The sequence below is a fragment of the Massilia sp. ST3 genome (assembly GCF_018119405.1).
In the GTDB taxonomy this organism is placed as follows: Bacteria; Pseudomonadota; Gammaproteobacteria; order Burkholderiales; family Burkholderiaceae_D; genus Telluria.
On record NZ_JAGPWC010000124.1, the window covers coordinates 1 to 8,119 of the forward strand.

The window sequence follows — 8,119 nt, forward strand, 5'->3', positions numbered from 1 at the left end:
AGCCAGTGGCGGGCGCAGACCGGATCGGCGCGCACGCCCTGCCCTTGCGCATACGCCAGGCCCAGGTGGCGCTGGGCCACCGGATCGCCGGCCGCCGCCGCGTGGCGGAACCAGTACAGGGCCTGCGAGGGGCTGGGGTCGATGCCGTGCCCGCGCTCGTACATCAGGGCCAGCTGGAGCTGGGCATGCGGAAAGCCCTGCAGCGCCGCCTTGCGGAACCAGGCCATGGCCAGCGGATAGCTGACCGCGGCGCCCAGGCCATGCAGGTAGCATTCGCCCAGGTAGCTCTGGGCGCGCGCCATGCCCTGCTCGGCCGCACGCCAGAACCAGCCCAGCGCGCAGTCGTGCGACTGGCGCACTCCGCGCCCGCGCCGGTACAGCAGGCCCAGGTTGTACTGCGCGGAGCGGTCGCCCTGCTCGGCGGCGCGGCGGAACCAGACCGCGGCCAGCTCGGCGCTGCGCGGCACCCCGCGGCCGTTGTAGTACAGCGCACCCAACTGGCTCTGGGCATAGGCCAGGCCCTGCTGGGCGGCGCGCATCATCAGCAGCGCGCCGCGCTCGTCGTCGCGCTCGACCGACTCGCCGCGCAGGGTCAGCAGTGCAAGGTTGAACTGGGCGTAGGGATCGCCGCCGAGTGCGGCGCGGTGGAACCACAGGTAGGTGTCATAGCCCTCGCGGGCGGCGTTCTCGCGGCGCATCCAGGTCCCCTTTGCGGTGGTGTCGGTATCGGCAGGGCGGCCAGGATCCGGGGCCGCGGCGGAAGCGCCGGCCCGCGCAAGCGAGGCCATCCACTTGCTAAAATTGTAAGTACAGCGGGGAGGCCGGGGTTTGCGTGGGCACAATCGTGCAGGACGCGGGCCCGCACGATCCAGGGGTGGCGAGGCCCTAGAGCGCCGCCGCGCGCTCGCGTACGGTGGCCGCGTACTTGTCGAGGAAGACGGGGATCTTGGCGGCCGCGACCTTGTTGATCGAGACCAGCAGGTCGGGGGCAACCTGCTCCAGGCCGCAGGTGCGGCCCAGGTGGCGCGCGGCGTGCAGCAGCACTTCGGCAGCCACTTCGGCGTCGGCCTCGGCCCGGTGGGCGGTGCCGCGGAAGGCGATGCCGAGCTGGCGCGAGAGCTGGCCCAGCTTGTAGCTCACCAGGCCGGGATACAGGCGGCGCGAGAGCTTGAGCGAGCACACCAGCGCGGCGTGCGAGGTGGCGCGGCCCAGGCGCGCGCCTTCGGCTTTCAGGAATTTCTCGTCGAAGCTGGCGTTGTGGGCGGACAGCACGTCGGCGCCGATGAAGTCCAGCAGCTCGGGCACCACCTGGCGCGCCGGCGGCGCCCCGTCGACCATCTCCTGGGTGATCCCGGTCAGCGCGGTGATGAAGGACGGGATGCGCACCCCGCAGTTCACCAGCGAGACATAGCGATCCGTGATCTCGCCGCCGACGATGCGCAGCGCCGCCACTTCCGTGATGCGGTCGCCCATGTCGGGCGACAGGCCCGTGGTCTCGAAGTCCAGCATCACGATCGGACGCTCATAGATACTCATGCTTGTTCCCTTACTCTCTGCTATCCGAACTTGCGCCTGGCGTCCAGCGCCAGGCCCGCGCCGATGCTGCCGAACAGGTCGCCCTCGACCCGCCGCGCGTCCGGCACCAGGGCGCCGATGCGTTCGCGCAGCAGCCCGACGCCGCTCGAGCCGCCGGTAAAGAATACCGTATCGACGTCCTCCGGGCCGATCCCGGCCTCGGCGAACAGCGCGCTCACGGTGGCGCCGACGCTGTCGACCAGCTGGCCGATGGCGGCTTCGAACTGGCTGCGCAACACCAGCAGGTCTTCCGGCGGCGACAGGCGCTCCAGTTCCAGGTGCACCTGCTCGGCGCCCGAGAGCCCGATCTTGGCGGCCTCGACCTGGATCGCCAGCCAGTGGCCGGCGCGGTCCTCGATCAGGTTCTGCAGGCGCGCGATCTTGCGCGGCTCGGCCGCGTCGCGCGCCAGGTCGGCCAGCTGGGCCTGGCTCTTGCGCGTATAGGCCTGGTTGATCGTATGCCAGGTGGCCAGGTTGAAGTAATAGCTCGAGGGGATGGCCGCGCCCGACAGCAGACTGCTGCCATAGCCCAGCAGCGGCATCACGGTGGCCAGGCTCAGGTACTTGTCGAAATCGGTGCCGCCGATGTGGACGCCGCCGTTGGCCAGGATGTCCTCGCGCCGGTCGAGGCGCCCGGCGCGCTCCGGCCCGAGGCGCACCAGCGAGAAGTCGGAGGTGCCGCCGCCGATGTCGGCGATCAGGACCAGTTCCTCGCGCTCGATGCCCGCTTCGTAGTCGAAGGCGGCGGCGATCGGCTCGAACTGGAAGCTCACCTCGCGGAAGCCCACCGAGCGCGCCACCTCGGCCAGCGTGTCCTCGGCCAGGCGATCGGCGTCCGGGTCGCCGTCGATGAAGAACACCGGGCGGCCGAACACGGCCTGCTCGAAGGACCGGCCGGCCTGGCGCTCTGCGCGCCGCTTGAGTTCGCCGATGAACTGGGCCAGCAGGGAACGGAAAGGCAGCGCGCGGCCGGCGACCTCGGTCTGGCCGTCGATCAGGCTGGTGCCCAGCAGGCTCTTGAGCGAGCGCATCAGGCGGCCTTCGTAACCTTCGAGGTATTCGGCCAGGGCCTCGCGTCCATAGCTGACCCGCTCGTCGTCGGCATTGAAGAACACGACGGACGGCAGGGTCGGCTTGCCGTCCTCGAGCGTGAGCAGGGACCCGGCCGCGGAATGGCGGGCGCCGGGACCGGCATCGGGGCGCAGCCAGCCGACGGTGGAATTGGACGTGCCGAAGTCAACGCCGCAAGCGTGCGTCATACGAACCTTTGCATGGGAGGGGGCGGTATCGTACCAGATTAGCGGACGCTTGTATCCTCCCCCCCCGCCGCGCTGTCGCTCGCGCCCGACAGCGCCAATGGCGGTATCATCAAGCATGTCGAATCGACCACGGAGGCGGCATGGATGAGCTCGAAGCCGGTTTGCCCGCTCCCGCCGCAGGCGGAGCGGCGCTCGCGTTCCCTGCACGCGAGTGGTGCATGAAACGCAACTGCTCGCTGAGCCCGCGCCAGGCGCTGCTCGTCTACGCCCTGCTGAGCGCGGCCACGCTCGGCATCGCCCTGGTGTTCACGCTGCGCGGCGCCTGGATGGTGCTGGCCTTCGCCCTGGTCGAAAGCGCGGCGGTCGGCGCCGCGCTCTACTATTACGCCCGCCACGCCCTGGACCGGGAATGCCTGCGCCTCGCAGACGGCTGCCTGCTGGTGCAGCGCCACGACGGCGTGCACAGCAGCGAGCTGCGCCTCGATCCCCGCCACACCCGCGTCACCTTGGCCGACCTCGGCATGCGCACCCTGGTCGTGCTCGAGGCGCGCGGCCAGCGCGCCGAGGTCGGCCGCTTCCTGGTTCCGGCCGCGCGCCTGGAACTGGCGGCCCAGCTGCGCCAGGCGCTGCGGCCCGGCTCGCTGCTGGCCTGAATTCGCTCGCTGATCAATTCCCTGTAAGCACGCTCTTACATGCACACGGCGGCGCAACCGATATGGTGCGCGTGCGCCGTCTTGCATAATTTGCATCACCCGGCGCGGCCACGATCTGGCCGCGCCCATAACAAGAATGCAGAGGAAGAAAGACAGCATGAGTCACCCCAAACAAGCCGGCGCCGTCGTGGTGCACGGCGGCGCCGGCGCATCCTGCGACCACGAGGAAGCCTGCGTGCTGGCGGCGCGGCGCGCCCTGGCGCAACTGGAAATCAACGGCGACGCGCTCGACGCCGCCATTGTCGCGGTCACCGCGCTCGAGGACGACGGCCGCCTGAACGCCGGCAGCGGCTCGGTGCTGGGCCTGGACGGCGCCACGATCGAGATGGACGCCTCGATCATGGATACCCGCGGACGCCTGGGCGCCGTGGCCTGCGTCCAGGACGTGAAGAACCCGGTGCTGCTGGCGCGCGCCATCGCCGACACGCCGCACTGGATGCTGGCCGGCGAAGGCGCCCAGCGTTTCGCGCGCGCCATCGGCCTGCCGGCCAGCCGTCCCGTCACCGAGCGCCAGCGCGCCGAGCACCGCAAGCTGATGGCCCAGATGGCCGGCTCGGTGCCGGTGATGCCGGGCGTGGACAACGCGATCTTCGCGCGCACCTGGAACTACAACAGCCCGCTGCAGCTGCCCGACGCCACCGCCTGCGACACCGTGGGCGCCGTGGTGCGCGGGGCCGACGGCCATTTCGCCGTCGCCACCTCGACCGGCGGCTCGGCGCCCGCGCTGCTGGGCCGCGTGGGTGACAGCCCGATCATCGGCAGCGGCTTCTACGCCGGGCCGCAAGGCGCGGTCTGCGCCACCGGCATCGGCGAGCATATCGTGCGCCACCTGTTGGCGCGCACCGTCTACGACTGGATCGCGGCGGGCGAGCCGCTGGCCCAGGCCCTGCGGCGCGGCATCGACCTGTTCGACAAGGACGTGGCGGTCGGCCTGATCGCGGTCAGCCGCAACGATGCCGGCGCCTGCAGCAACCGCGACATGCCCCAGGCAAGGATGACCCAGCGATGACCGACGCGCCGGCACCAACCTCCAACGGCCACTTGGTCATCATCGGCGGCCACGAGGACCGCGAGCATGGCAAGACCATCCTGTCGCGCTTCGTCGAGCTGGCCGGCGGCCCCGGGGCCAACATCGTGGTCATCACCGCCGCCAGCCGGATCGCCGACAAGATGTGGGACATGTACGACGAGGCCTTCGCGGACCTGGGCGTGACCCGCCGCAGCCACCTGGAACTGAACAGCCGCCAGGACGCCAACAGCCCCGAGTTCGTGCGCCAGGTGGCCGAGGCCGACGGCATCTTCATGACCGGCGGCGACCAGCGGCGCTTGCTCGCCCTGATCGGCGGCACGGCGCTGGACGCCGAGATGCATGCGGCCCTCAAGCTGCGCGGCGCCACCATCGGCGGCACCAGCGCGGGCGCCTCGGCGATGTCCGGCCACATGCTGGCGCAGGGCCGGACCGACCTGCTGCCCGAGAAAGGCTCGGTTAGCCTGGGCGCCGGCCTCGGTTTTCTGCACCGGGTCGTGATCGACCAGCATTTCTCGGAACGCCAGCGTCTCTCGCGCCTGCTGACTGTGGTTGCCCAAAATCCCTATTTGCAGGGCATCGGCATTGACGAGGACACCGCCCTGATCGTCGAGCGCGGCGTCGGGATCGAAGTGATCGGCGAAGGGGCCGTCACCATCGTCGACGGCCGCACCATGATCACCAACGTGTCCGACATCGCCGACCGCGACACGCCCGAATTGATCGACGTCCGGCTGCACCTGCTGCCCGCCGGCAGCAGCTACCGCCTGCCGGGCAGCGAGGGCCCACAAGGCGCCAAGCTGCCGGCCCCGCTGCTGGACTTCCTGGAAAACGTCACCAAACGGAACCCGATTTCATGAGAATCAAGCAAAAACGCATGTTGCGCGGCCCGAACCTGTATGCCGCCAGCCCCTGCCTCATGGCAGTGGTCGAGGACGGCGCCGGTCCCAAACAGGGCTTCGCCGCCCGCCTGCTCGAACTGCTCCCCGCCTTCCCCGCCGAAGCCGCCGTGCGCCTGGCCGACGATGCCTTGAGCGTCGACGCCCTCGAGCCGGTCATGACGGAGCTGCAGCGCCTTGCCGGCGCGCCCGGCGCATTCAGCCTCACCCTGCCCATCCGCGACGCCGCAGCAAGCCGCCGCGTCGTGTGCGGCTATGCCATCGAACAGGTAGCGGTGGCCGCCCTGGAAGCCGCCGCCGACCTGCTGGATGCGGTGGCCGAAGGGCGCGCCTATGGCCTGGACGACGCGCTGGCCGAACTGCGCGAGCTGGCCGAACGCCACGCGATCGGCACCAGCACCGGCGCGGTGCTGGCCGCCGCGCAGCGCCGCGGCATCCCGGCGCTGCGCCTGACGGACGAGGCCAACCTGTTCCAGCTCGGCTGGGGCAGCCGCCAGCAGCGCCTGCAGGCCACGGTCACCGGCGCGACCAACTCGATCGCGGTCGGCATCGCCAGCGACAAGCAGCTGACCAAGACCCTGCTCGAGCAGGCCGGCGTGCCGGTGCCGGGCGGCGACACGGTCACCAGCCTGGAACAGGCCCAGCGCGTGGCGCGCCGCCTGGACGGCGCCGTCACGGTCAAGCCGCTCGACGCCAACCAGGGCAAGGGCGTCACCGTCGACTGCCGCACGCCCGAGGATGTCGCGCGCGCCTACGAACATGCGCGCCGCTACAGCCGCCACGTGATCGTCGAGGACTATCTCGAAGGCCGCGACTACCGCGTGCTGGTCACGGGCGGCAAGATCGCCGCCGCGTCCTGGCGCCGTCCGCCCTGCGTCACCGGCGACGGCCGCTCCAGCATCCGCGAACTGGTGGAACTGGAAAACCGCAATCCCGCCCGCGGCGACGGCCACACCAACATCCTGACCAAGATCCCGCTCGACGCCCTGGCCCTGGAAACCCTGGCCAAGCAAGGCTACGACCTCGACACCGTGCTGCCGGAAGGCGTCCACGCCGACCTGCGCGGCAACGCCAACCTGTCGACCGGCGGCACCGCGGAGGACGTGACCGACCTGCTGACCGAGGAAACGCGCGAGATCTGCATCCGGGCCGCCCGCACCATCGGCCTGGACGTGGCCGGCATCGACATCATCTGCCGCGACATCGCCCAGCCGCTGCGCGAGCAGAAAGGCGGCATCATCGAAGTCAACGCCGCTCCGGGCATCCGCATGCACCAGTACCCGAGCCGCGGCACGCCGCGCGACGCCGGCGACGCCATCGTCGAGGCGCTGTTCGGCCAGTGCGACGGCCGCATCCCCGTGGTGGCGGTCACCGGCACCAACGGCAAGACCACCACCAGCCTCCTGATCGGCCATACGGTGCGCACTGCCGGCCTGCGCGACGGCGTGACCACCACCAATGGGGTTTATGTACAGGGCCAGCTGCTGCGCGAGGGCGACTGCACCGGCTACCACTCGGCGCGCAGCGTGCTGTCGGCGCCGGACGTCGACTTCGCCGTGCTGGAAACGGCGCGCGGCGGCATCCTCAAGCGCGGCCTGGCCTTCGACCGCTGCGACGTCTCGGTGGTGCTGAACGTCTCGGCCGACCACCTGGGCCTGGACGGGATCGACACCATCGAGGACCTGGCCAAGGTGAAGGCCGTGATCGCCAAGCAGGCCAGGCGCGCGGTGGTGCTGAACGCCGAGGACAGCTGGTGCGTGAAGATGGCGGACGAACTGGACGCCGAGGTCGAGGTGATCTATTTTGCGCTCGACGCTGAAGATCCGGTGCTGCTGCGCCATGTCGAGCACGGCGGACGCGCGGTCTACCTGCAGGATTCGACCATGGTGCTGGCCAACGGCGCGCGCCACGAGGCCCTGCTGGACGTGCGCGACATGCCGGTGTCGCTCGAGGGCCGGGCGCGCTACAACATCGCCAATGCGATGGCCGCCGCCGCCGCCCTCACGGCTTCGGGTTTCGGCAACGAGGAAATCGCAGCCGGCCTGCGCAGCTTCGTCTCGGACAGCAAGCATAATCCGCTGCGCTCGAACCTGTTCGACGTCGACGGCGTGACCGTGATCGTCGACTACGCCCACAATCCGGCGGCCTACGCCGCCCTCGCCGAGACCGCCCGCGCCATGACCCCGGGACGCCTGGTCGGCGTGGTGGCGGCGCCCGGCGACCGGCGCGACGCCGACCTGGTCGACGTCGGACGCACCTGCGCGGCGGGCTTCGACGAGCTGGTGATCTACGAGACCGAGAACCGCGGCCGCGCGGTAGGCGAGACCGCCGCGCTGCTGGCGCGCGGGGCAAGGCTGGGACGGGTCGACCAGGAAAGCATGCGCATCGAACTGGACGTGCACCGTGCGATCCGGCTCGGACTGTCGCTGTGCCAGCCTGGGGACGTGCTGGTGTTCGGTTGCGGGTCGTCGATCTCCGAACTGACCGAGGCCATCAGGCCGACCAGGCCGGAGCTGGCGCGGCAAATCGAAGCCGCGGCGATCTAAAGAACAAGGGCTCCAGACGGAGCCCTTTCTTGTAGGGTTGGGGGGGGGGGCCCCCCCCCCCCCGGGGGGCCGCGGCGGGGGGGGGGGTGGGCGGGCTCGG

7 protein-coding genes are annotated in these 8,119 nt (G+C 70.7%); 4 read left to right on the plus strand and 3 right to left on the minus strand.

Annotated features, from left to right (window positions below):
* From KBW98_RS23340 to KBW98_RS23350, 3 genes are all read right to left on the minus strand, one after another.
* Positions 1–698: tetratricopeptide repeat protein (locus KBW98_RS23340; RefSeq protein WP_211522563.1), on the minus strand; the 698-nt coding region annotated here is incomplete at its 3' end.
* A gap of 187 nt (positions 699–885) precedes the next feature.
* A complete protein-coding gene (locus tag KBW98_RS23345) occupies positions 886–1,536 on the minus strand; it encodes a PolC-type DNA polymerase III (RefSeq protein WP_211522564.1) in 651 nt (216 codons plus the stop codon).
* Positions 1,537–1,556: 20 nt separating this feature from the next.
* Positions 1,557–2,834: an Hsp70 family protein gene (locus tag KBW98_RS23350; RefSeq protein WP_211522565.1), complete on the minus strand. Its 1,278-nt coding sequence runs from the start codon at positions 2,832–2,834 to the stop codon at positions 1,557–1,559.
* A 218-nt stretch (positions 2,835–3,052) separates the two neighbouring features.
* Between KBW98_RS23350 and KBW98_RS23355 the strand changes: the two genes are divergently transcribed.
* The 4 genes from KBW98_RS23355 to cphA all read left to right on the plus strand — a co-directional run bounded on the left by KBW98_RS23355 (position 3,053) and on the right by cphA (position 8,019).
* The gene (locus tag KBW98_RS23355) at positions 3,053–3,487 is read left to right on the plus strand and encodes a DUF2244 domain-containing protein (RefSeq protein ID WP_211522566.1); all 435 of its coding nucleotides are present in this window, start codon (positions 3,053–3,055) and stop codon (positions 3,485–3,487) included.
* Between the two features lie 157 nt (positions 3,488–3,644).
* Complete coding sequence (locus KBW98_RS23360; protein WP_211522567.1) at positions 3,645–4,556, plus strand: isoaspartyl peptidase/L-asparaginase; 912 nt, start codon at positions 3,645–3,647, stop codon at positions 4,554–4,556.
* Complete coding sequence (locus tag KBW98_RS23365; RefSeq protein WP_211522568.1) at positions 4,553–5,434, plus strand: cyanophycinase; 882 nt, start codon at positions 4,553–4,555, stop codon at positions 5,432–5,434. Before KBW98_RS23360 ends, KBW98_RS23365 begins: the two co-directional genes overlap by 4 nt.
* The gene (cphA, locus tag KBW98_RS23370) at positions 5,431–8,019 is read left to right on the plus strand and encodes a cyanophycin synthetase (RefSeq protein WP_211522569.1); all 2,589 of its coding nucleotides are present in this window, start codon (positions 5,431–5,433) and stop codon (positions 8,017–8,019) included. The genes KBW98_RS23365 and cphA overlap by 4 nt, the downstream gene beginning before the upstream one ends.
* Positions 8,020–8,119: the final 100 nt, after the last annotated feature.

Coding starts and splice junctions, on each gene's coding strand:
- KBW98_RS23360 (WP_211522567.1), top strand. CDS start 3,645: ATGAGTCACCCCAAACAAGCCGGCGCCGTCGTGGTGCACGGCGGCGCC.
- KBW98_RS23350 (WP_211522565.1), bottom strand. CDS start 2,834: ATGACGCACGCTTGCGGCGTTGACTTCGGCACGTCCAATTCCACCGTC.
- KBW98_RS23345 (WP_211522564.1), bottom strand. CDS start 1,536: ATGAGTATCTATGAGCGTCCGATCGTGATGCTGGACTTCGAGACCACG.
- cphA (WP_211522569.1), top strand. CDS start 5,431: ATGAGAATCAAGCAAAAACGCATGTTGCGCGGCCCGAACCTGTATGCC.
- KBW98_RS23355 (WP_211522566.1), top strand. CDS start 3,053: ATGAAACGCAACTGCTCGCTGAGCCCGCGCCAGGCGCTGCTCGTCTAC.
- KBW98_RS23365 (WP_211522568.1), top strand. CDS start 4,553: ATGACCGACGCGCCGGCACCAACCTCCAACGGCCACTTGGTCATCATC.